Genomic DNA, 23,034 nt, shown 5'->3' on the forward strand with positions numbered 1-23,034 from the left:
ATGAAATGATCCTCGCATTCAGGAATGTTGATCATGAACGCTCCCATTAATCATCCTGTGCCGCTGCTCGATCTCGACCTGTTGCGCACCTTCGTGGCCATTGCGGAGACGGGCAGCTTCACGGCCGCGGCCAGTGCCGTGTTCCGCACGCCGTCGGCGGTATCCATGCAGATCAAAAAGCTCGAGGAGATTCTGGGGCGTTCGGTCTTCTCGCGCGATGCGCGCTCCGTGACGCTGACCAGTGATGGCGAACTCCTGATAGGCTACGCGCGGCGGCTGATCGCGCTGAACCGGGAAGCAGTATCGAAATTCGTCATCCCCGACATTTCCGGTGTGGTGCGGCTCGGCTCGCCTGACGATTACGGCGAGCGCGTGCTTCCACATGTGCTCAAGCGTTTCGCGAAGACCCATCCGGCGATCGCCGTCGACGTCGTCATCGACCAGTCGAGCAATCTGCGGCAGCGGCTGTCGGATGGCGGGCTCGACATCACGCTTTTCACCGTCTGCCGCAACATTCCGGCCGAAGCCGAAATCCTCCTGACCGAGCCGATCGTCTGGGGCGGCGCCAAGGGTGGCTGCGCGCATATGCGAGAGCCGCTGCCGCTGTCGATCTGGGAAGAAGGCTGCGCCTGGCGCTCGGTGGCGCTTGAAGCGCTCGGCCGGGCCGGTCGCGAATACCGCATCGCCTATATGAGTGCGCACACGGCCGGCCAGCGCTCGGCAATCCTGTCGGACCTCGCCGTCGCGCCGCTGCCGCGCTCCTTCATCGGCGAGGAGATCGTGGCGCTCGGGCCGGAAGAGGGCCTGCCGCTGCTGCCGACCTACAATCTGGCGATGACGGTGGCGCCGGACGCCTCGGCGCCGGTGAAGGCGGCGGCGGACCACATCCGCGCGACGTTCGAAAGCTTCCGCGAAACCGGGAAATTCTAGTCTCGGCTGCGCCTTGCCGCGCGTTCCTCGCGTGAACGGCGGCGCGGGGCGCCATCGCCTTCGTTGGAGGGGGTGGCCTTGCGTTCCGGCAGTTTCACCTGGGCCGCGAGCTTCGGGAACGGATCTACCTTGTTTGGCAGCGCCATCGCGTCGATGAAGAGCTGCTGGAAATGCGGCTCCAGTGCCGTCTCGATCTTGTCGATGCGCTTGACGGTGTCTTCGATCTCGCGGCGATGGTCGCGATTCAAGAGCGCCATCAGCGCGCCCGTGCCTGCCGCGTTGCCGACCGCCTTGACCTCGGACAGGTCGCAATCGGGGATGAGACCCAGCACCATCGCATATTTCGGGTCGATGAAGGAGCCGAAGGCGCCGGCGAAGCAGATCGTGTCGACCGTTTCCACGCCCTGCTTTTCCATCAGGAGCTTTATGCCGGCATAAAGCGCGGACTTGGCGAGCTGGATCGCCCGCACGTCGTTTTGCGTTACGGTGATGCGCTGCTTGCCTTCGTAGAGAACGTAGGTCGCAGTGCGTCCGGAGGCTTCGATGCGCGCAGACTTTGCGGCAAGAGAGCCATCGACGACGCCATCTTCAGTGATGATGCCGGCAAGGTACATCTCGGCGACGACCTCGATGATGGCCGAGCCGCAGATTCCGGTGATGCCGACGGCCTCGGCGTCCTCGAAGAAGCCCGGCTCGTCCGACCACTTGTCGACGCCGATGACGCGGAACTTGGGCTCCAGCGTCTCGGGATCGATGCGCACGCGCTCGATGGCACCGGGGGCCGCGCGCTGGCCCGACGAAATCTCGGCGCCTTCGAAGGCGGGGCCAGTCGGCGATGAAGCGGCTAGAAGGCGCTGGCGGTTGCCCAGGACGATCTCCGCGTTGGTGCCGACATCGACGAGGAGCATCATGCGGTCCTGCCGGTGCGGGCCTTCCGACAGCGTCGCGCCGGCCGCATCCGCGCCGACATGGCCGGCAATGCACGGCAGGACGTAGACGCGCGCACCGTGATTGATCTTGAGCCCGATCTCGCTCCCCCATGTGTGCACCGCGCCTGAAACGGCGAGGGCGAAGGGCGCCTGGCCGAGCTCGGTTGGATCAATGCCGAGGAAGAGATGGTGCATGATCGGATTGCCGACGAAGACGGCGTCGAGGAGCGTGTCGGGTTCGACCTCGGCTTCGGTGCAGACCTTGTCGATCAGGTCATTGACCGCGCCGCGCACGGCCTTGGTCATCGCCTCGCGTCCGTCCGGGTTCATCATGACGTAGGAGACGCGGCTCATCAGGTCTTCGCCGAAGCGGATCTGCGGGTTCTGGGTGCCCGCGGTGGCGGCGATGCGGCCTGAAAGGAGCGAAACGAGGTGCATGGCGATGGTGGTCGAGCCGATATCGCAGGCAATGCCGTAGGCCTCGTTCTTAAGACCGGGCCAAAGCGCAATCAGCGTCGGTCGCGAGGAATCGAGGTCGCGGTGGATGGCGGCGGTCACGCCCCAACTTCCCTTGCGCAGGATCGACTGCACCTGCGGCAGCAGATGCTGCGAGACGAGCAGGTCCTGCCAGCCCCAATCCTTTTCCAGCATCACCTTCAGCCGGTCGAGATCGCCGAGCGGCTTGTGCATGTCGGGCTCGTCGACCTCGACATAGCAGAGCTGGACCGCCGGATTGCGCTCGATCACGCGATCGATGGGCGACTTGCGCACGAGTTGCGCATTGATCTGCACGTCCTGCGGCACGTCGATGACGAGATCGCCCTGGATCGTCGCGGAGCAGGAGAGGCGCCGGCCTTCCTTGAGGTCGCGCACCTTGGCGTAGCGCTGTTCCTTCGCACCGAAGGGCGAGATGTGATCGGCGGCAGACGAAATCTTGTGCTTGGCGAAATGCCCTTCCTGCACTTCGATCTGACAGCGCCCGCAAGTGGCGCGCCCGCCGCACACGCTCTCCACATAGACGCCAAGCTCGCGCGCGGCGTCGAGCACGGTGGTGCCGATGGGAAACCGCCCGCGCTTTCCGGAGGGCATGAAAAGGACCAGCGGGTCCTTGATATTGGACGGGGCGTTCAATCTACTTCTTTCTAACGAAGCACCAGTTCAGACACGGAAGCCTATCCCCGCGCCATCCGGGCTTCCCGCCCGCCGCGGCGGCGGCCACCATTGCCATCGCCCGGGGCGTTGACGGGAACCGGGGCGGCGACCGCGTGACCGCCCTCGGCGGGCTTGTAGTCCTTGTAGGTACGTATCCAGGTGGTGCAGTCGCGGTCGGTGCCGTTCAGGACATTGGCGGCACGAACGGCCTCCATTTCCTGGGGACGGCAGGGGTTCATGATCGCGCTCGTCATGCCCGCGCCGATGACCATCGGAATGAAGCCGGCATTGATGCCGTGGCGGTGCGGCAGACCGAAGGAAATGTTGGACAGGCCGCAGGTGGTGTTGACCTTCAGTTCCTCGCGCAGGCGACGCAGGAGCGCGAAGACCTGGCGACCGGCATCGCCCAGCGCGCCGATCGGCATGACCAGCGGGTCAACCACGACGTCGTGCGCGGGGATGCCGAAATCGGCGCAGCGCTCGACGATCTTCTTGGCCACAGCGAACCGGACGTCCGGGTCCATCGAGATGCCTGTCTCGTCATTGGAGATGGCGACGACGGGGACGTTGTACTTCTTGACCAGCGGCAGGATAGCCTCGAGCTTTTCTTCCTCGCCGGTGACCGAATTCACCAGCGGCCGGCCCTTGGCGACCTTGAGCGCGGCCTCGATGGCGGCAGACACGGAACTGTCGATCGACAGTGGCACGTCGACGAGTTTCTGCACGATCTGCAACGTCTGGACGAGAAGCGCCGGCTCGGTCGCGTTGGGATCGACAGCGGTGACGCCGGCATTGACGTCGAGCATCGTGGCGCCGGCGGCAACCTGTTCGAGCGCGTCCTTCGTCACCGTGTCGAAATTGCCCGCGACCATCTCGGCAGCGAGCTTCTTGCGGCCGGTCGGGTTGATGCGCTCGCCGATGACGCAAAAGGGCTGATCGAAGCCGATGATGATTTCCCTTGTCGCGGAGGCGACGATGGTGCGGGTCATTTCGAGATCCTTGGGCGCGAGGATTAGCGGGATGCGTGGACGGCGGGCGAGGCGGCGTGGGTTGGCCACGAGCCGCGCTCGACGAGCCATTCGGCGCTTTTCTTCAAACCGCCGAAGGGGAAGACATGGATCTGCGCGATGGCGCTGCCGGGCGTTGACTGCCAGTGCCTCTCAATCGGACCGACCATGCCCTCGGGTGAATGGCTGGTGGCGAGCGCAGTGAGTGACAGCGCATTCTTCTTCAGAAACTGGATCGAGTTTCCGACGCCGCACATGGCAGCGAACTTGATCAGCGTCGTGATCTTGGCTGGGCCTGCCACGCCGAGATGGACGGGCAGGTCGATGCCTTGAGCCTTCAAACCTTCGGCCCAGGAGATGAACTTCTGCGGATCGAAACCGAACTGGGTGACGATGCGCACGTCGATGCCGGAGCGCTTGGCGAAATCCTGCTTTTGCCGCAGCGCATCTATGGCTTGCGCGTCGGTAAAGTCGGGGCTGCCTTCCGGATGGCCGGCGACACCGAGATGAGAGATGCCGTACTTTTCGAAAAAGCCGGTGTCGAGCACTTCCATCGTCGAGGCGAATTCGCCGGCCGGCTTGTCGAGCCCGCCGCCGATGACCAGGACGTCGGTAACGCCGGCCTCCTGTGTGGAGCGCTGGACACGCTCCTCGAGGGCGGCGCGGGTCGTCAGCCGGCGCGAGGCGAAATGCGGGACGGGCCGGTAGCCGAGATCGCGCACGCGCCTGGCGGCGGCGACCAGCGTGTCGGTCGGGTCATTGCCGATGTCTGTAATGTAAACGCGCGAGCCTTCCGGAAAGAGACCCGGCAGGTCGTTGGATTCGATGGCCTGCATGGGCGCAACCTCGATCGATGCAGCAATCTTCGTCATTCAGCGCTCCTCCGCCATATTCGCTTCACGACCACCGGATTTCACGAGCGCAACGAGGCGGTCGCGATCATAGGCGGTGTCAAATTCCATCAATGCCTTTTCGGCCTCGGCCTCAAGATCGTCTCCGACCGGCACTGGATCGGCTTTGCGCCACTCTGCAAGATACGCATCGGTCTCGCCTGCACCAGTGCGCATGGCACACATGTCGATCGCCTCGGTGAAGCGCAGGGGCAGTTCGCGCTTTGCGTTCTGCCGGCCCTTGCGCACGATCACCTGTGCGGGGATGTCGCGCCAGTACACGATGATGAGATCGGCCATGAAGGCTCCGTGAAATCAACCAGCCGGAGCATTGCCGCATGGCGACGGGCGCTGCTTGTTGCCGGGCGACGCGGGTGCCTTCAAAAGCGACGCTTGTCAGATGCCGAAGACGGCGCTCGCCAGGAACGCGCCCGCGCCGACGACGGCTGCGATGATGGCGAGCGAAAGCGCGCCGAGGCCGAGCCCGACGGCGAGGAAGATGCCGTCGCGCTCCGACAGCGCCAGTCCGATGACGGCGACGGAGAACGCCGGCAGCCAGTTGCCGAGTGGAATCGGCAGGAAGACGGCGACGGCGAGGACAAAGCTGGCCAGGCCGAGATAGCGGTCGGCCTGGGCCGTGTCGAACGGCCAGTTGCGTGGGCGCACCAGCCTTTCCAGCCATTCGAGACGTGGAACGACATAGCTGACAGCGTGACGGAAACGGTCCACGCCGATCGACTTGTCGAGGACGAAGCGCGGCAGCCACGCGGTGGGATAGCCCAGCATCATCTGCCCTGAGACCAGCATCAGCGGAATGCCGAGGACCAGCGTCGAGCCGGGCGGCAACGGCAGGAGGTTGAGCGCTGCGAAGAGAACGAGCAGCATTGCGAAACCGCGGTCCCCCATGGAATTGCGCAGTTCCTCGATTGAGACCGAGTGTTCCGATTCGGCCGCCAGGCGCCGGAAAATCTGCGACAGGCGCGCCTTGCCTGCAGCCATGGCGGGCACGGGGACTGGCAGCATTTCGGAACGGGCAAGTTCGTCGGTCATTGTCGTCCGGTCATCCTTCGCAGTCGCCCGCCAAGATGGGCAGCGTCGACCACACCGCAATAGAACTAACATCGATTCATTGTGCGAATATTGCGGTCTATCGCCTGAACTCGAGAATGTCGAAAGTGGATTCGTAGCGCGGCAGGGGGAATTCGATCTGCCAGCTTTCCGCACCGGTGCGCACGGCGTAGCCGACCTGATCACTGTCGGTGCCCGCGCCGTATTCGGGCGCGGCGTCGCCGGCGACGAAAAACGCGCCGAGATAGGTCAGACGCGTGTCGCTCTCGGTGAAGAAGCGGCCGACGGTGCGCTGTGAGCCCGACAGCTTTTCAAGACGCCAGCCGGATCCGTCATCGGTGACGCGGCAGTCGAACCAGCCATAGACGGCAAGCTTCGCCAATCCACCGGCCTTCAGCGTGCGGCACTGCCAGTTGCCCGTCATGTCGAAGTCGGAAAATGGCAACGGGTCCGCCTCTGCCGCCTTGCGTAGCGCGGCAAGCGCGGTGCGGCTGTCCGCGTTCTCCGCCTCGCCCAGCGCCTGCTGCTTGGCGCGGTCGAAGGCGGCGAGACGCTCACGGTCGGCGTCGGTGATCAAATCCTCGATCTCGCCGGTGGCGAGCGAGGCAGCTATTGAGGAGAAAATCGCGATAAGCGCGAGCGCGGGGCGGCGAAGCATCGGTAGTCCAATATGGAGGTTCAGGCGCCCTGATTGGCCTTCTCATGTGCCCTTTTCAGGGCAGGGCCAAGATCGCCATAACCTGTGAAGCGTCGCTCATAGGCAAGGCCGAGCATGTCGGCGGCGCGGATGGCCACGGCTTCCAGCGCTGGATCGTCCGTTTGGGCGAGATAGACGACCTTCTCATAATTGCCGAAGAAGTCCGTGATCAGTTCGGGATGCCGGTCGAGGCCCATCGGCTTCATGAAGAAGGCATCGAAATGCCGGCACAGGAAATCGGTCATATAGAACGATGTCATGTCGCCGTCGGCGATCGCCTCGAAGGCGGGCAGGCCCTGGTAGAAGGCAAAGCAATGCGGGCCGTCGATGCGCTCGACGCCATGGGCGGCGCAGACCTTGTCGATATCGCCCCCTGTCCCACAATCTGCATAGCCGACGAAAATGCTCGCAATGCCCTCGGCGCGGGCCCGTGCAATCGCAGTGTCGAGGGCGGGGGCGATACGGTCCGGGTGATAATGGAACTCGGCCGGCAGGCAAGTCAGGTCCAGATGATCGAGGTGCAAGGCGGCCTTAACCGCGATTATCTCGCGCGCAATCATCCCGCAGGCGATGACGAGAACCTTTTGCGGGTTGGCGCGTTCACCGAAGGAAGCTGGATTTTCCATGCCTTATCATCGCGGGAGCAGATAAAATGTCCAAGGCAATTTCGCGTGTCGCCATCGTCTTCGCCGTCGTCGCCGTGGCCAGCGGCTGTGCAAACACCATCCGAGGCGTCGGTGCAGATGCCGCCAACACGGTGGATGCGACGCAGTCGGCCGGCCGTAATGTTGCCGGCGCGGCAGAATAGCGGTCGATCACGAACCGGATTTGAAAAGGGCGCCATGGGCGCCCTTTCTTGTCAGACGGAAGCGCGGACGTTGTGCTTGCGCTTCATAAAATCCTTGGCAGTCTCGACCGCGACCGCCGCGTCCCGGCAATAGGCGTCGGCGCCGACAGCCTTTCCGAACTCCTCGTTGAGAGGCGCACCGCCGACGAGAACGACGAAATCGTCGCGGATGCCCTTTTCCTTCATCGTGTCGATGACGACCTTCATGTAGGGCATGGTCGTTGTGAGGAGCGCAGACATGCCGATGATGTCCGGCTGATGCTCCTCGATCGCGTTCAGGTAGTTCTCGACCGGGTTGTTGATGCCCAGGTCGACCACGTCGAAGCCGGCGCCTTCCATCATCATGCCGACGAGGTTCTTGCCGATGTCATGGATGTCGCCCTTGACGGTGCCGATAACCATCTTGCCCTGCTTGGGTGCATTCGTGGCGGCCAGAAGCGGGCGCAGGATATGCATCCCGGCCTTCATCGCGTTGGCCGACAGAAGCACTTCGGGGACAAAGAGGATGCCGTCGCGAAAGTCCTCGCCGACGATTCGCATGCCCTCGACCAGCGCCTCGGTAAGCACCCTGTAGGGCTCCCAGCCGCGCTCCAGCAGGATGTTCGTGCCTTCCTCGATTTCTTCCTTCAGCCCATCATAAAGATCGTCATGCATCTGCTGCACGAGTTCGTCGTCGGACAGTTCGGAGAGGATGATTTCGTCGTCGGACATCGGGGACTCCTGAAAGGCTCGGGCAGGCGAGCATGCGCCTGAATTGTCGTGCCCAATTCATATTCTGACGGCGGCGATTTCCCATAGTCGGAATGCGACGTCGGCGGAAACGAAAGCGACCGGAAAACATGCAGGATTCCGTGTCGATTTTGCGACACGGTTTGGCGCGGCCAAGCCCGTTTGCAAACGGCCCTCGACTAGATTGGCGGGAAAACGCCGCGATCGATGGCGACCGGATAAGGACGGGTTTGGACATGGACGAAAATCTCGCTCACGCGGAAGAGGCGGGCGCAGGACGGCGCGGTCGTGGAGCCAGCGGCGGCGCGGCGGCACGGCGCGCGGCGCGCTCGGGCGGCGGTCCGGGCAAGACGCTGACCTATATCAAACGCCAGATCCCGCTCTATGAGGTGCTGAACGAGGAAGGCCTCGCGCTGATCGAGGCCAATGCGGACACCGTTCTCGAAGAGGTAGGCATCGAGTTTCGCGACGACGCCGAGGCGCTGGAGCTTTGGAAGCAAGCGGGGGCGGATGTGCGCGGCGAGCGGGTGCATTTCCCCAAGGGCCTGTGTCGTGAACTGCTGAAGACCGCTCCGTCCGTCTTCACCCAGCATGCGCGCAATCCCGAGCGCTCCGTCCAGATCGGCGGCGACGCGACGGTCTTCGCGCCCGTCTACGGCCCTCCCTTCGTGCGCGACCTCGACGGCAATCGCCGCTATGCGACGATCGAGGATTTCCGCAATTTCGTGAAGCTCGCCTACATGGCGCCATCGATCCATCATTCGGGCGGAACGGTGTGCGAGCCGGTCGACATTCCGGTCAACAAGCGGCACCTCGACATGGTGTTCAGCCACATGAAGTTCTCCGACAAGCCCTTCATGGGCTCGGTGACTGCGCCGGAACGCGCTGAGGACACTGTGGCGATGGCCCGCATATTGTTCGGCGACAAGTTCGTCGACGAGAACACGGTCATCATCAACCTGATTAACGCCAACTCGCCGATGGTCTTCGACGAGACCATGCTGGGCGCGGCCAAGGTCTATGCCCGCGCCAACCAGGCGACGATCATCACGCCCTTCATCCTGGCCGGGGCCATGAGTCCGGTGACGGTGGCGGGCACGCTCACGCAAGTCCTGGCAGAGGTGCTGGCCGGCGCATCCTTCACGCAGCTCGTGCGGCCGGGCGCTCCGGTGCTCTTCGGCACCTTCGCCTCGTCGATATCCATGCAGTCCGGCGCGCCCACCTTCGGCACGCCGGAGCCGACGCTCGTCTCCTACGGCGCGGGCCAGCTCGCGCGCCGCCTCGGCCTGCCGTTCCGCACCGGCGGATCGCTCTGCGCCTCCAAAGTGCCCGATGCGCAGGCGGCATACGAAAGCGCGAACACGCTGAACTCGACGGTGCTGGCCGGCACCAACTTCGTTCTCCACGCCGCAGGCTGGCTCGAGGGCGGGCTCGCCTCCTGCTACGAGAAGTTCATGATGGATGTCGACCAGCTCGGCATGCAGCAGAAATTCGCCGCCGGCATCGATCTGTCGGAAAATGGGCAGGCGATGGACGCGATCCGCGAGGTCGGCCCCGGCAGCCATTATCTTGGTTGCTCACACACGCAGGCGAACTTCCAGACGGCGTTCTATCGCTCCTCGATTGCCGACAATAATTCCTACGAGCAGTGGCTGGCCGAGGGCGAAAAGACCGCGCCGCAGCGCGCGAACGATCTCGCTCGCCGCTGGCTCGATTCCTACGAGTCGCCTTATCTCGATCCGGGCATCGAGGACGGGCTGAAGGACTTCATGGCGAAGAAGAAGGAATCCATGCCCGACGCCTTCACTTGAAAGGAGCCCGTATCAGGCCGGGCTAAAGTGGCCGACATCATCCACAAGGAAGTCTGGCGCTCGGCAATGCGAGGGCCGGACGGGAAGGCGTGATGCCTTCGCCTGGTCGCTCTGCCGGCATGGCGGTCATCGAGCAGATCGCCGCGCACCTGTGCGCAAACGGCCTCATCCTGCGGGGCGGGTTCAACTTCGGTCGCGGCGAGGATGCGCCGGCCAAGGCGGTGCTGTTGGTCGGCCATGGCGGGGCAGGGCACTGGCCGCGTTTTCGGGCATGGCGGGCGCACAACCAAGGCGTCGCCGACCCATTGGACACGTGGTCAAGGCAGGTCATCGACGAGATCGCGAACGATGTGGGCGCGCGCGCGGCCTATCCGAATGACCGGCCCCATCTGCCGTTCCAGCAATGGGCGATGCGGGCGGAGGGGCTAAGGCCGTCGCCGATCGGGATTCTCATGCATTCCGAATTCGGGCTGTGGCACGCCTATCGCGGGGCGCTGCTGTTCGATTGTATGCTGGCGCTCGGGGAGGCACCAAGGCCGCGCCATCCATGCGATGAATGCGTGGCTCGGCCTTGCCTTCTGGCGTGTCCGGTCGGCGCATTCAGCGCAAGCGGATATGACGTGATGGCTTGTCGGAGCCATGTTCACGGCGAAGGTCTGAACTGCCGCGAGCAAGGCTGCATCGCGCGCAATGCCTGTCCACACGACGCGTATCGCTATCCCGCCGAGGTTCAGGCATTTCATATGGATGCGTTTGTGGCTGGATAGTTTGGTCGAGTGAAGCTCACTAGAAGAATTCAGATCGCCAGCCGTGTCGTATGCTTGATGCTCTTCAGCACCAGATTTGTGCGTACGTTAGCGATACCCGGCAGACGGAACAGAAACCCTTCGAGGAAGGCATTGTAGGCGTCGAGGTCGACGCAAAGGACGCGCAGATGATAGTCGGCCTCGCCTGTCGTCGAGAAGCAGTCCAGCACCTCGGGCCTTTGCTGGACCTCGGCGATGAATGTGTCGACATGGCCGTGGTCGTGGCGGGTGAGGGTGACGTGGACGATGGCATGGAAGTTCAGTCCCGCCCGGCTCGGATCGAGCAAGGCGCGGTAATCGCTGATGATCCCGGCCTCCTCCAGCGCCCGCACGCGACGCCAGCAGGCCGAGGCCGACATGCCCGCCCGGTCTGCAAGGTCCTGGTTGGAAATACGGCCGTTTTCCTGCAAGATCGAGAGAAGGCGGCGGTCCGGTTCTTCCAGTTGCATCGCAATACCCGAATGAATTGACCAGCTATCGCCGAATTCGCGGCAATGGCTTGCGCATTGATGGCTCAGCGGCCGCAAATCGGCAAGCTCTTTCACCCGATCGGGCGTATCCTGTCCCGAGCCAATCGGGAGACTAGCCATGACCGTTCACGAGCCCATTCGCGAACTCGCCCGCTACCAGCTCAAGGACCGTTACGAGATGGAACGCGGACGCGTCTTCATGACGGGCACGCAGGCGCTGGTGCGGATAGCACTCGACCAGGCCCGTCGCGACCGCGCGGCAGGCCGGAAGACCGGCGGGTTCATTTCCGGCTATCGCGGCTCGCCACTCGGCGGCCTCGATCTCGAATTGTGGCGCATCGGAAAGAAGCTCAAGGAATCGCGGATCGAATTCCTGCCGGCGGTGAACGAGGATCTGGCGGCGACGGCTGTGTTGGGCTCTCAGCAGGTCGAGACCAACCCCAGGCGCGAGGTCGAGGGCGTCTTCGGCATGTGGTACGGCAAAGGGCCGGGCGTCGACCGTTCGGGCGACGCGCTGAAGCACGGCAACGCCTATGGCTCCTCGCCCAATGGCGGCGTGCTGGTGGTGGCCGGCGATGACCATGGTTGCGTCTCCTCATCCATGCCGCACCAGTCGGACGTCGCCTTCATGGCGTGGTTCATGCCGACGCTGAACCCGGCGAGCGTGGCGGAGTATCTCGAGTTCGGCGAGTACGGCTATGCGCTGTCGCGCTATTCGGGCATGTGGGTCGGCTTCAAGGCGATCTCGGAAACCGTGGAATCGGGTGCGTCTTTCGAACTGAAAGCCGACAGGCAGTTCAAGGCGCCAGACTTCACGCCGCCGCCCGATGGTCTCCATTATCGCTGGCCCGATTTGCCCGGACCGCAGATCGAGGAGCGGATGGAGGCGAAGAAGCAAGCGGTCTTCGCTTTCGCGGACGCAAATCCAATCGACCGGCACATCTATGAGGTGCGCGACGCCAAGTTCGGCATCGTTACGACGGGCAAGGGCCATCTCGACCTGATGGAGGCGCTGCGGCTTCTGGGGATCGGCGAGGCGGAGTGCCGCGAACTCGGCATCGACATCTACAAGGTCGGCATGGTTTGGCCGCTGGCGCGCCGCGACGCGCTCGATTTCGTTCGCGGCAAGCAGGAAGTCCTCGTGATCGAGGAAAAGCGCGGCATCATCGAGAGCCAGTTCAAGGAATATTTCTACGACTGGCCCGGCGACAAGCCCAAGCGCATGGTCGGCAAGCGCGACGAGGCGGGCGAGCGGCTGGTGCCCTGGACCGGGGAATTGTCGCCGCGCCAGCTAGTGCCGATCGTGGCCAAGCGCCTCGACGGCATCTTCCCCGGACGCGGCTTCACGGAACGGGCGCAGCGCATTTCGGAAGCGCCGCGCATCGCGCTAAACGTTCCGGGCGCAACGCGCACACCTTATTTCTGTTCGGGCTGCCCGCACAATACTTCGACCAAGGTTCCTGAGGGCTCGCAGGCGCTCGCCGGCATAGGCTGTCATTTCATGGCGTCATGGATGGACCGCGAGACGAGTTCGCTGATCCAGATGGGCGGCGAGGGGGTGAACTGGGCTGCGTCCTCGCTCTTCACCGGCAAGGGCCATGTGTTCCAGAATCTGGGCGAGGGCACCTATTATCATTCTGGCTCGATGGCAATCCGGCAGGCGATCGCCGCGAAGGCCAACATTACCTACAAGATCCTCTTCAACGACGCGGTGGCGATGACCGGCGGCCAGCCCGTGGACGGGCCGATCTCGGTCCACGCCATCGCGGCCGAAGTGCGGGCGGAAGGCGTGAAGCGGATCGCGCTCGTGTCCGACGATCCGGAAAAGTTCTCGATGCAGGACTTTCCCGCTGGCGCGACGTTGCATCATCGCCGCGAGATGGACGCCGTCCAGCGTGAACTGCGGGATATCGAGGGCGTCTCGGTCTTGATCTACGAGCAGACCTGCGCGACCGAAAAGCGGCGGCGGCGCAAGCGAGGCACGTTGGAAGACCCGAAGAAGTTCGTCGTCATCAACGAACTCGTCTGCGAGGGCTGCGGCGACTGCTCGGTCGAATCGAACTGCCTGTCGGTCGAGCCGCTGGAAACCGAGTTCGGCACCAAGAGGCGAATCAACCAGTCGTCCTGCAACAAGGATTTCTCGTGCCTCAACGGCTTTTGTCCGAGCTTCGTGACGGTGGAGGGCGCGACGCGCAGAAAGAAGAGTGGCGTCGAATTCGACCTCGCGACGCTTGCCGCGGACATCGCCGCACCTGACATCCCCGCTCTGGAAAAACCGTTCGATCTCCTGATCACCGGCGTCGGCGGAACCGGCGTCGTGACGGTCGGCCAGCTCGTCACCATGGCGGCACACTTGGAGGCCAAGGGCGCGACCGTGCTCGACTTCACCGGTTTTGCGCAAAAGTTCGGCCCGGTGCTCTCCTTCGTCAGGCTGGCGGCGAGCCCACAGGCGATCCATCAGGTGCGCATCGACGGTGGCGCGGCCGACGCGCTGATCGGCTGCGACATCGTCGTATCGTCCTCGCCAAAGGCCTCTGCGACCTATCGCGCGGGGATGAAGGCCGCGGTGAACCTCGCCAAGATGCCGACCGGCGACATCGTGCGCCGTCGCGACGCGGATCTTGCCGTCGACCAGCGGCTGGCGGCAATTGCCGGCGTGGTCGGAGAGGGGGCGCTGACGGCGGTCGATGCCAACGCGCTGTCCGAAAAGCTGATGGGCGATACGGTTTTCGCGAATGTGATGATGCTCGGTTTTGCCTGGCAGCTCGGTCTCGTGCCGGTCGGCCACGAGGCGCTGCGACAGGCGATCGAACTCAACGGCGTGGCAATCGAGGCGAACCATCGCGCGTTCCTGATCGGGCGGTTGGCGGCGGCGAAGCCCGAGGCGGTGTCAGCACTGTTCAAGCCCAAGCCAGTTGGCGGCGAAACGCTGGACCAGATCGTCATGCGCCGCGAGGCGTTTCTGACCGACTATCAGGACGCCGCCTATGCCGGGCGCTATCGCGCGCTTGTGGATCGCGTTCGGGCGGCGGAGGCGGGCTTGAGGTCGCAGAGATTGACAGAGGCCGTCGCGCGCTCGCTCTTCAAGCTGATGGCCTACAAGGACGAGTACGAGGTCGCGCGGCTTCACACGCAAACGGGCCTGAAGGCAAAGCTCGCGGCCGAGTTTGAGGGTGACTGGAAGATCGTCCATCACCTCGCGCCGCCGATGTTGAACGGTGAGAAGGATGCGCGGGGGCGGCCGTTGAAGCGCGCGTTCGGACCGTGGATCAGGAAGCCGTTCCACGTTCTGGCGCGCATGAAGAAGCTACGCGGTACGCCGCTCGACATCTTCGGCTACACGGCCGAGCGGCGAATGGAACGGGCGCTGATCGACTGGTACGAGACGAAGATCGAGGAAGCGCTGGCCCGGCTTTCACCGCAAACCCATGCGGCGATCACCGAAGCGATGGCGTTGCCGATGCAGATTCGCGGCTTCGGGCCGGTCAAGGACAAGGCGGTTGCCGAGGTCAAGCCGAAGCTGGATGGCGCGCTGTCTTCTCTTTGAAGCGCGCTCACGTTTTGTGACCGGGGGCCAAGGTTAGGCTTGCGTCCTCCGGATCGCTGCGCTAACCCTCGCCGCGTTGCAACAAGGCCCATGGCCGGTCCCGTTTCAGGCTTGCGAAAGAGTCGCGCTACTTCTCTCGGCGCCACCCCGCTATAGTCAGGGATCGACGCTCAACGGGAAGTCGGTTCATGAACGAAGTGCTCACCTCATACCTGCCCATCGTTATCTTCATGGGCGTGGCGCTGATCGTCGGTCTGGCGCTGATCGCGGCGCCCTTCCTCATCGCCTACCGCAATCCGGACCCGGAGAAACTGTCGGCCTACGAGTGCGGATTCAATGCCTTCGACGACGCCCGCATGAAGTTCGACATCCGCTTCTACCTCGTCGCGATCCTGTTCATCATCTTCGATCTCGAAGTCGCCTTCCTCTTCCCCTGGGCGGTCTCGTTCGGCGAAATCGGCATGCTCGGCTTCTGGTCGATGATGATTTTCCTGGGCGTTCTGACGATCGGCTTTATCTACGAATGGAAAAAGGGAGCGCTGGAATGGGATTGATCGATAACTCCCAGACCCTCGTCGCGCCGCAACCCAAGGGTCTGGTCGACCCGCGCACGGGCAATCCGATCGGATCTGACGATCCGTTCTTCCTCAATGTGAAGGAAGAGCTCGACGACAAGGGTTTTCTCGTTACCTCGTCCGAGGCGCTGATCACCTGGGCGCGCTCCGGCTCGCTGATGTTCATGACGTTCGGCCTGGCCTGCTGCGCCGTGGAGATGATCCACACCTCCATGCCGCGCTACGATTCGGAGCGGTTCGGCGTCGCGCCGCGTGCCTCTCCGCGTCAGTCCGACATCATGATCGTCGCCGGGACTTTGACCAACAAGATGGCGCCGGCGCTGCGCAAGGTCTACGACCAGATGCCGGAGCCGCGCTACGTCATCTCCATGGGGTCGTGCGCCAATGGCGGCGGCTACTATCACTATTCCTATTCGGTCGTGCGCGGCTGCGACCGCATCGTGCCGGTCGACATCTACGTGCCCGGTTGCCCGCCTTCGGCGGAAGCGTTGCTCTACGGCGTTCTTCTTCTTCAAAAGAAGATCCGCCGCACCGGCACGATCGAGCGCTAGGACAGGACGAATGAGCGAAGCTCTCAAAGACCTTGCCGCCTACATCAAGGAGCGGCTCGATGCGCAGGTTCAGGACGCGGTCGTCGCCTTCGGCGACCTGACCATCCATGTCGAGCCGGGCGACCTGATCGCCGTGCTCGAATTCCTGAAGAACGACGTGCAGTGCCGTTTCGTGTCGATCATCGACATCTGCGGCGCGGACTATCCGGCACGCGAGAAACGCTTCGACGTCGTCTACCATCTGCTCTCGCCCTATACGAACCAGCGCGTGCGCCTGAAAGTGAAGACGGACGAGGACAACCCGGTCCCTTCTGCCACCGAGGTTTTTCCCGGTGCCGACTGGTTCGAGCGCGAAACCTACGATCTCTACGGCGTGCTGTTCACCGGTCACCCGGACCTTCGCCGCATCCTGACCGACTATGGTTTCGAGGGCCATCCGCTGAGAAAGGACTTCCCGCTGACCGGCTTCGTCGAGGTTCGCTACGACGATGAAGTCAAGCGCGTTGTCTATGAGCCCGTCGAGCTGAAGCAGGAATTCCGCAACTTCGACTTCCTCTCGCCTTGGGAGGGCACGGATTACGTGCTGCCGGGCGATGAGAAGGCGAAAGCGAATTGAGGCGCCGCAATGGCTGAGACTTCCGTCCGCAACTTCAACATCAATTTCGGCCCACAGCATCCGGCCGCGCACGGCGTCCTGCGCCTCGTGCTCGAACTGGACGGGGAGGTCGTGGATCGCGTCGATCCGCATATCGGCCTGCTTCATCGCGGCACCGAGAAGTTGATCGAGCAGAAGACGTACCTCCAGGCCGTGCCCTATTTCGACCGGCTCGACTATTGCGCGCCGATGAACCAGGAGCATGCTTTTGCCTTGGCGGTCGAGCGCCTACTCGGCATCGAGGTTCCGCGCCGTGGGCAGATCATTCGCGTGATGTTCTCCGAGATCAGCCGGATCATGTCGCACATCCTGAATGTGACGACGCAGGCCATGGACGTCGGCGCGCTGACGCCCCCGCTGTGGGGTTTCGAAGAGCGCGAGAAGCTGATGGTCTTCTACGAGCGCGCTTCGGGCAGCCGCATGCACGCTGCCTATTTCCGTCCGGGTGGGGTCCATCAGGATCTGCCCGATCAGCTAGTCGAGGATATCGGCACCTGGATCGGACCGTTCCTCAAGATGATGGACGATCTCGACAATCTCCTGACCGGCAACCGCATCTTCAAGCAGCGCAACGTGGACATCGGCGTCGTCTCGCTCGAGGACGCATGGGCCTGGGGTTTTTCGGGCGTCATGGTGCGCGGTTCGGGCGCGGCGTGGGACCTGCGCAAGTCGCAGCCCTACGAATGCTATGCCGACATGGATTTCGACGTGCCGATCGGCAAGAACGGCGACTGTTTCGACCGCTATCTGATCCGCATGGAAGAGATGCGCCAGTCGGCGAAGATCATCAGGCAGTGCGTCGATCTTCTGCTGGGCGCCGAGAAGGTCGGTCCCGTCTCGTCGACGGATGGCAAGATCGTGCCGCCGAAGCGGCAGGCGATGAAGCGCTCGATGGAAGCGCTGATCCATCATTTCAAGCTCTACACCGAGGGCTATCGCGTGCCGGCCGGCGAGGTCTATGCCGCCGTCGAGGCGCCCAAGGGCGAGTTCGGCGTCTATCTCGTCGCCGACGGCACCAACAAGCCCTATCGCTGCAAGCTGCGCGCGCCCGGTTTCGCGCATTTGCAGGCGATGGATTTCCTCTGCCGCGGCCATCTCCTGGCCGACGTTTCCGCCGTTCTCGGCTCCCTCGACATCGTGTTTGGTGAGGTCGACCGCTAAATGTCCGTACGCCGTCTCGCAGACCCGCAATTCCAGCCCCCTGCATTCGCTTTCACCGGCGAGAACCTGGCCTGGGCCGAAAAGACGATCCGGAAATACCCCGCCGGACGCGAGCAGTCGGCCGTCATTCCGCTGCTCATGCGCGCGCAGGAGCAGGATGGCTGGGTGACGCGGGCGGCGATCGAGCACATCGCGCATATGCTTGAAATGCCGCTGATCCGCGTGCTTGAGGTCGCGACCTTCTACACGCAGTTCCAGTTGAAGCCTGTCGGCACCAAAGCCCACATCCAGGTATGCGGCACGACGCCGTGCATGCTGCGTGGGTCTGAGGCACTGATGGACGTGTGCCGCTCGAAGATCCATCACGAGCAGTTCCAGTTGAACGAGAGCGGCACGCTGTCGTGGGAAGAGGTCGAGTGCCAGGGCGCCTGCGTGAATGCGCCGATGGTCATGATCTTCAAGGATGCCTACGAAGACCTGACGCCGGAGCGTCTGGCCGAAATCATCGACGAGTTCGACGCGGGCAGGGGCGACGCCGTCCCGACCGGGCCGCAGATCGACCGCGTCTTCTCCGCACCTCAAGGCGGGTTCACGTCGCTGACGGATGAGAAAGCCGTTCTCAAAGCATATCGCCAGTCAGGGCCGAAGAAGACTGGCGGCGACCAGCCGGAAGTGGCCCCCTCGCAGGCCGCCAAGCCAAAGACGGCCGCGCCCGAAACCGACCCGACGATCAAGTCGCCATCACCGGTCAAGGCCGATCCGGCTGCCGAAAAGGCCGCCAGCGCGCAAGCGCCAAAGGAAGACAAGGGTGCTGCCGATCTGGCTGAGCCGTCAGTCGAACGCGAAGTGACTGCGCGCGAGCATCCCGACAAGAAGGACGGCACGACCGCTGATTACCGCGCGCCGGAGGACATGGAAGGCGAGCCGATCGGTCCCGCCGGCCGCCGCCGCGCATCGGAGAGCAAAGCGGAAGTCGGAAAGCCGTCGCCCGAAGGCAAGACCGAGGCGAAGAAGCCAGCACGTGCGAAGAAGCCGAAGACCGGCGATGAAGGCGGAGACAAGTGATGCTGCAGGACAAGGACCGCATCTTCACCAACATCTATGGTCGCTTCGACAAGTCGCTGAAAGGTGCCATGGCGCGCGGGCACTGGGACGGTACGGCCGGCCTCATCGCCAAGGGACGCGACTGGATCGTCCAGGAAATGAAGGATTCCGGGCTGCGCGGCCGTGGCGGCGCGGGCTTTCCGACCGGGTTGAAATGGTCGTTTATGCCCAAGGCTTCGCAGGACGGTCGCCCACACTACCTTGTCGTCAACGCGGACGAATCCGAACCCGGTACCTGCAAGGACCGCGAGATCTTGCGCCACGACCCGCACACGCTGGTCGAAGGCTGCCTGATCGCCGGTTTCGCGATGGGCGCCAACACGGCTTACATCTACGTGCGCGGTGAGTTCATACGCGAGCGCGAGGCGCTGCAGCGTGCGATCGACGAAGCCTATGATGCGGGCCTTCTCGGCAAGAACAACAAGAATGGCTGGGACATGGACGTGTTCGTCCATCACGGCGCCGGCGCTTATATCTGCGGCGAGGAAACGGCGCTGCTCGAGAGCCTCGAGGGCAAGAAAGGCCAGCCGCGCCTCAAGCCGCCATTCCCCGCCAATGTGGGCCTTTATGGCTGCCCGACAACGGTCAACAACGTCGAATCGATCGCGGTTGCCCCGACCATCCTGCGCCGTGGCGCGGGCTGGTTCGCAGGCTTCGGGCGCCCGAACAATGTCGGCACCAAGCTCTTTTGCGTCTCCGGCCACGTCAATACGCCGTGCACAGTCGAGGAAGAGATGTCGATCCCGTTCCGCGAACTGATCGACCGCCACTGTGGCGGCATTCGCGGCGGCTGGGACAATTTGCTTGCGGTCATTCCGGGCGGCTCATCCGTTCCGCTGGTTCCGGCCGAGCAGATTATCGACACGCCGATGGATTTCGATTCGCTGCGCGACCTGAAGTCGGGACTTGGCACGGCGGCGGTCATCGTCATGGACAAGTCCACCGACATCGTAAAGGCGATCGCGCGGCTTTCGTATTTCTACAAGCACGAGAGCTGCGGGCAGTGCACGCCGTGCCGCGAAGGCACCGGCTGGATGTGGCGCGTGATGGAGCGCCTGGTGCGCGGCGAGGCGCAGAAGCGCGAGATCGACATGCTGCTTGACGTTACCAAGCAGGTGGAAGGTCACACGATCTGCGCGCTTGGCGACGCGGCCGCCTGGCCGATCCAGGGTCTGATCCGGCACTTCCGACCCGAGATCGAACGCCGCATCGATGAGTTCACGCGCAACAGTCACCGCGCCGAGCCGGCGCTGGTCGCTGCGGAGTAGAGACGCGCGCGATGACCGATAAAAACCCGTTCGAGGATTTCGCGAAGCCGAGCCGGTCGGCGATGCCCGACCAGTTCGCCGGCATGGCGAATTTGATGGCGCATCCCATGGCCGGCATGGCCGCCGCCTCGGCCATTGGATTTGGTGTGGCAAGTCACGCGTTCGGCCTTTGGATTGGAGCGATGGCGGGGGCGACGGAGGCCTCGCGCAGATTGCTGGCGGAAACGGAAGAAGGGGCGGCAGCCGTGCCGCGCACGCGACTCAAGTTGGTGTCGGTCAATGCGAACGATGAGGTCGCAAGCCTTGCCCGCACGGTCGAGGCCGATGGCGACAAGGTGGCGCGCGACGCCGCGCATGCTTCGGCGCGTGCCGCCGAGGCGCTGCTCGGCGATGTGAAGTCGGCGGCGGAAGGCGCGATGCGCGCCCCGGCCCAGAAGGCCAAGCCCGCCCGGCCGGACGATCTGAAGGCAATTTCAGGCGTCGGGCCGAAGCTGGAGCAGGTACTGAACGGTTTGGGCATCTGGACCTTCAGCCAGATCGCGGCGCTGGCGGATGCGGAGATCGCGTGGCTGGATGACCAGTTGGGCTTTGACGGTCGAATTCATCGCGACGGCTGGTTGGAGCAGGCGAAGAGCCTTGCATCCGGGCCCAAGTCCGGTTCAAAGGGTGCGGGCCGCAAGCGGTCCTGAAATTTCCCGGCCGACGAGGCCGGAACTGTTGGGCGGCTATAGCCGCCGGGGTTAGAGGCAAGATGGCGAAGCTCAAGGTAGACGGCAAAGAGATCGAGGTTCCCGATCACTACACGCTGCTTCAGGCGGCGGAGGAAGCGGGCGCGGAAGTGCCGCGCTTCTGTTTCCACGAGCGTCTTTCGATCGCCGGCAACTGCCGCATGTGTCTGGTCGAGGTGAAGGGGGGGCCGCCCAAGCCCGCCGCGTCCTGCGCGATGGGCGTGCGGGACCTGCGCCCCGGCCCGAACGGCGAGCCGCCGGAAGTCTTCACCAACACGCCGATGGTGCGCAAGGCTCGCGAAGGCGTGATGGAATTCCTGCTCATCAACCATCCGCTCGACTGCCCGATCTGCGATCAGGGCGGAGAGTGCGACTTGCAGGACCAGGCGATGGCCTTCGGCGTCGACGCCTCGCGCTATCACGAGAACAAGCGCGCGGTCGAAGACAAGTATATTGGCCCGCTCGTCAAGACGATCATGACACGCTGCATCCACTGCACGCGCTGCGTGAGGTTCACGACGGAAGTTGCTGGAATCTCGGAACTCGGACTGATCGGTCGCGGCGAAGATGCCGAAATCACGACCTATCTCGAGAACGCGATGACGTCTGAACTTCAGGGCAATGTCATCGACCTCTGCCCGGTGGGCGCGCTGACCTCCAAGCCCTACGCCTTCCAGGCGCGTCCGTGGGAACTTTCGAAGACCGAATCCATCGACGTGATGGACGCGGTCGGCTCGGCGATCCGTGTCGACACCCGTGGCCGCGAAGTGATGCGCATCATGCCGCGCGTCAACGAGGCGATCAACGAGGAATGGATTTCCGACAAGACCCGCTTCATATGGGACGGCCTGCGCACGCAGCGTCTCGATCGTCCCTATGTGCGCAGGAACGGCAAGCTCACTGCCGCAAGCTGGGGCGAAGCCTTCGGCGCGATCAAGGATGCTGTGGCGAAGACGTCTGGCGACAGGATCGGCGCGATCGCCGGCGACCTTGCGACCGTCGAGGAAATGTATGCGCTGAAGGGTCTGATGACGGCACTCGGCTCGGCGAACATCGACTGCCGCCAGGACGGCGCTAAGCTCGATCCGGCCAATGGCCGCGCCAGCTACATCTTCAATCCGACCATCGAAGGCATCGAGGACGCCGACGCGCTCTTGATCATTGGCGCGAATCCCCGCTTCGAGGCATCGGTTCTCAACGCCCGCATTCGCAAGCGCTGGCGCATGGGCAATTTCCCGATCGGCGTCGTCGGCGACATCGGTGACCTGCGCTACGATGCCGAGCGCATCGGCGGCGGCGCGGAAACGCTGCGCGAACTCGTTGCCGGCAATCTCGAATTCGCCAAGGTGCTCAAGGACGCGGCCCGTCCGATGGTCATCGTCGGCCAGGGCGCGCTCGTGCGTGCCGATGGCGAGGCAGTGCTGGCGCTGGCCGCCGAACTTGCCGCTTCCGTGGGTGCTGCCAGCGCCGAGTGGAACGGCTTCGCCGTCCTTCACACCGCGGCTTCGCGCGTCGGCGGCCTCGACCTCGGCTTCGTGCCGGGTGAGGGTGGCAAGAACGTTGCGGGGATGATGGGTGGGCTTGACGTGGCCTTCCTGCTGGGAGCCGATGAATTCGACATGGCCGGCCTCGGCTCGGCCTTCACCGTCTATATCGGCAGCCACGGCGATGCGGGAGCGCACCGTGCCGACGTGATCCTGCCGGGCGCGACGTACACGGAAAAGTCGGGCACCTATGTCAATACGGAAGGGCGCGTGCAGATGGCAAACCGCGCCGGCTTCGCGCCGGGCGACGCCCGCGAGGACTGGGCGATCCTGCGTGCGCTGTCGGATGTGCTTGGCCACAGGCTGCCCTACGATTCGCTGCCGCAGCTTCGGGCCGCGCTCTATGCCGAATTCCCGCACTTCGCCGCCGTCGACGAGATCGCGATGGGCGACGCGGCGCACGTCTCGGCGTTAAAGAGCAGCAAGACCGAATTCGACAAGGCGGCTTTCGTGTCGCCCATCAAGGACTTCTACCTGACCAACCCGATCGCGCGCGCATCCGCCGTGATGGCCGAGTGCTCCGCGCTCGCCCGGGATGGTTTCAGGCAGGCAGCCGAATAGGGCA

At 63.8% G+C, this 23,034-nt stretch carries 22 protein-coding genes; 13 read left to right on the plus strand and 9 right to left on the minus strand.

Features of this window, described 5'->3' with window-relative positions:
* Positions 1-33: 33 nt before the first annotated feature.
* Positions 34-930: a LysR substrate-binding domain-containing protein gene (locus GTK01_RS00590; RefSeq protein WP_252923807.1), complete on the plus strand. Its 897-nt coding sequence runs from the start codon at positions 34-36 to the stop codon at positions 928-930.
* On the opposite strand, the gene GTK01_RS00595 is transcribed toward GTK01_RS00590, so the two are convergent.
* The 7 genes from GTK01_RS00595 to GTK01_RS00625 all read right to left on the minus strand — a co-directional run bounded on the left by GTK01_RS00595 (position 927) and on the right by GTK01_RS00625 (position 7,299).
* Complete coding sequence (locus tag GTK01_RS00595) at positions 927-2,948, minus strand: ASKHA domain-containing protein (RefSeq protein ID WP_252924378.1); 2,022 nt, start codon at positions 2,946-2,948, stop codon at positions 927-929. The genes GTK01_RS00590 and GTK01_RS00595 overlap by 4 nt on opposite strands.
* 83 nt (positions 2,949-3,031) lie before the next feature.
* Entirely contained in the window at positions 3,032-4,000 is a 969-nt protein-coding gene (locus tag GTK01_RS00600) for a methyltetrahydrofolate cobalamin methyltransferase (protein WP_252923810.1), read from the minus strand.
* A 23-nt stretch (positions 4,001-4,023) separates the two neighbouring features.
* Positions 4,024-4,890, minus strand: a complete 867-nt coding sequence (locus GTK01_RS00605) for a methylenetetrahydrofolate reductase (RefSeq protein WP_252923812.1) — start codon at positions 4,888-4,890, stop codon at positions 4,024-4,026.
* Positions 4,891-5,208, minus strand: coding sequence for a virulence factor (locus GTK01_RS00610; RefSeq protein WP_252923814.1), 318 nt, complete (start codon positions 5,206-5,208; stop codon positions 4,891-4,893).
* Positions 5,209-5,304: 96 nt separating this feature from the next.
* Positions 5,305-5,958 (minus strand): exopolysaccharide biosynthesis protein, encoded by a 654-nt coding sequence (locus GTK01_RS00615; protein ID WP_252923817.1) that lies wholly within the window; start codon positions 5,956-5,958, stop codon positions 5,305-5,307.
* A gap of 97 nt (positions 5,959-6,055) precedes the next feature.
* Positions 6,056-6,634, minus strand: a complete 579-nt coding sequence (locus GTK01_RS00620; protein WP_252923819.1) for a DUF4893 domain-containing protein — start codon at positions 6,632-6,634, stop codon at positions 6,056-6,058.
* 20 nt (positions 6,635-6,654) lie between these two features.
* Positions 6,655-7,299: a DUF1638 domain-containing protein gene (locus tag GTK01_RS00625; protein WP_252923821.1), complete on the minus strand. Its 645-nt coding sequence runs from the start codon at positions 7,297-7,299 to the stop codon at positions 6,655-6,657.
* A gap of 26 nt (positions 7,300-7,325) precedes the next feature.
* On the opposite strand from GTK01_RS00625, the gene GTK01_RS00630 reads away from it, so the two are divergent.
* Complete coding sequence (locus tag GTK01_RS00630; protein WP_252923823.1) at positions 7,326-7,481, plus strand: entericidin; 156 nt, start codon at positions 7,326-7,328, stop codon at positions 7,479-7,481.
* Positions 7,482-7,532: 51 nt separating this feature from the next.
* Here the strand turns inward: GTK01_RS00630 and GTK01_RS00635 are convergent, their stop codons facing one another.
* Positions 7,533-8,231: a B12-binding domain-containing protein gene (locus GTK01_RS00635; RefSeq protein ID WP_252923825.1), complete on the minus strand. Its 699-nt coding sequence runs from the start codon at positions 8,229-8,231 to the stop codon at positions 7,533-7,535.
* Between the two features lie 254 nt (positions 8,232-8,485).
* Between GTK01_RS00635 and GTK01_RS00640 the strand changes: the two genes are divergently transcribed.
* Both GTK01_RS00640 and GTK01_RS00645 read left to right on the plus strand, forming a co-directional pair.
* A complete protein-coding gene (locus GTK01_RS00640; protein WP_252923827.1) occupies positions 8,486-10,060 on the plus strand; it encodes a trimethylamine methyltransferase family protein in 1,575 nt (524 codons plus the stop codon).
* A gap of 119 nt (positions 10,061-10,179) precedes the next feature.
* Positions 10,180-10,827, plus strand: a complete 648-nt coding sequence (locus tag GTK01_RS00645) for a hypothetical protein (RefSeq protein ID WP_252923829.1) — start codon at positions 10,180-10,182, stop codon at positions 10,825-10,827.
* Positions 10,828-10,856: 29 nt separating this feature from the next.
* Here GTK01_RS00645 and GTK01_RS00650 read toward each other — a convergent pair whose 3' ends face one another.
* Complete coding sequence (locus GTK01_RS00650) at positions 10,857-11,315, minus strand: Lrp/AsnC family transcriptional regulator (RefSeq protein ID WP_252923831.1); 459 nt, start codon at positions 11,313-11,315, stop codon at positions 10,857-10,859.
* Between the two features lie 139 nt (positions 11,316-11,454).
* On the opposite strand from GTK01_RS00650, the gene GTK01_RS00655 reads away from it, so the two are divergent.
* From GTK01_RS00655 to nuoG, 9 genes are all read left to right on the plus strand, one after another.
* On the plus strand, positions 11,455-14,883 hold the full coding sequence (locus GTK01_RS00655; protein ID WP_252923833.1) for an indolepyruvate ferredoxin oxidoreductase family protein: 3,429 nt from the start codon (positions 11,455-11,457) through the stop codon (positions 14,881-14,883).
* A gap of 188 nt (positions 14,884-15,071) precedes the next feature.
* Positions 15,072-15,437: an NADH-quinone oxidoreductase subunit A gene (locus tag GTK01_RS00660; protein ID WP_252923836.1), complete on the plus strand. Its 366-nt coding sequence runs from the start codon at positions 15,072-15,074 to the stop codon at positions 15,435-15,437.
* The gene (locus GTK01_RS00665) at positions 15,428-16,009 is read left to right on the plus strand and encodes an NADH-quinone oxidoreductase subunit B family protein (protein WP_252923838.1); all 582 of its coding nucleotides are present in this window, start codon (positions 15,428-15,430) and stop codon (positions 16,007-16,009) included. Before GTK01_RS00660 ends, GTK01_RS00665 begins: the two co-directional genes overlap by 10 nt.
* 10 nt (positions 16,010-16,019) lie before the next feature.
* Positions 16,020-16,625, plus strand: a complete 606-nt coding sequence (locus GTK01_RS00670; RefSeq protein ID WP_252923840.1) for an NADH-quinone oxidoreductase subunit C — start codon at positions 16,020-16,022, stop codon at positions 16,623-16,625.
* 9 nt (positions 16,626-16,634) lie between these two features.
* A complete protein-coding gene (locus GTK01_RS00675) occupies positions 16,635-17,825 on the plus strand; it encodes an NADH-quinone oxidoreductase subunit D (RefSeq protein WP_252923842.1) in 1,191 nt (396 codons plus the stop codon).
* Positions 17,826-18,890: an NADH-quinone oxidoreductase subunit NuoE gene (nuoE, locus tag GTK01_RS00680; RefSeq protein ID WP_252923844.1), complete on the plus strand. Its 1,065-nt coding sequence runs from the start codon at positions 17,826-17,828 to the stop codon at positions 18,888-18,890.
* A complete protein-coding gene (nuoF, locus tag GTK01_RS00685) occupies positions 18,890-20,197 on the plus strand; it encodes an NADH-quinone oxidoreductase subunit NuoF (protein ID WP_252923846.1) in 1,308 nt (435 codons plus the stop codon). Before nuoE ends, nuoF begins: the two co-directional genes overlap by 1 nt.
* A gap of 107 nt (positions 20,198-20,304) precedes the next feature.
* A complete protein-coding gene (locus GTK01_RS00690) occupies positions 20,305-20,886 on the plus strand; it encodes an NADH-ubiquinone dehydrogenase (RefSeq protein ID WP_252923848.1) in 582 nt (193 codons plus the stop codon).
* 62 nt (positions 20,887-20,948) lie between these two features.
* The gene (gene nuoG, locus GTK01_RS00695) at positions 20,949-23,030 is read left to right on the plus strand and encodes an NADH-quinone oxidoreductase subunit NuoG (RefSeq protein ID WP_252923850.1); all 2,082 of its coding nucleotides are present in this window, start codon (positions 20,949-20,951) and stop codon (positions 23,028-23,030) included.
* The last annotated feature ends 4 nt before the right edge of the window (positions 23,031-23,034 follow it).

Source organism: Aliihoeflea sp. 40Bstr573, assembly GCF_024105655.1.
Lineage (GTDB): Bacteria > Pseudomonadota > Alphaproteobacteria > Rhizobiales > Rhizobiaceae > Aliihoeflea.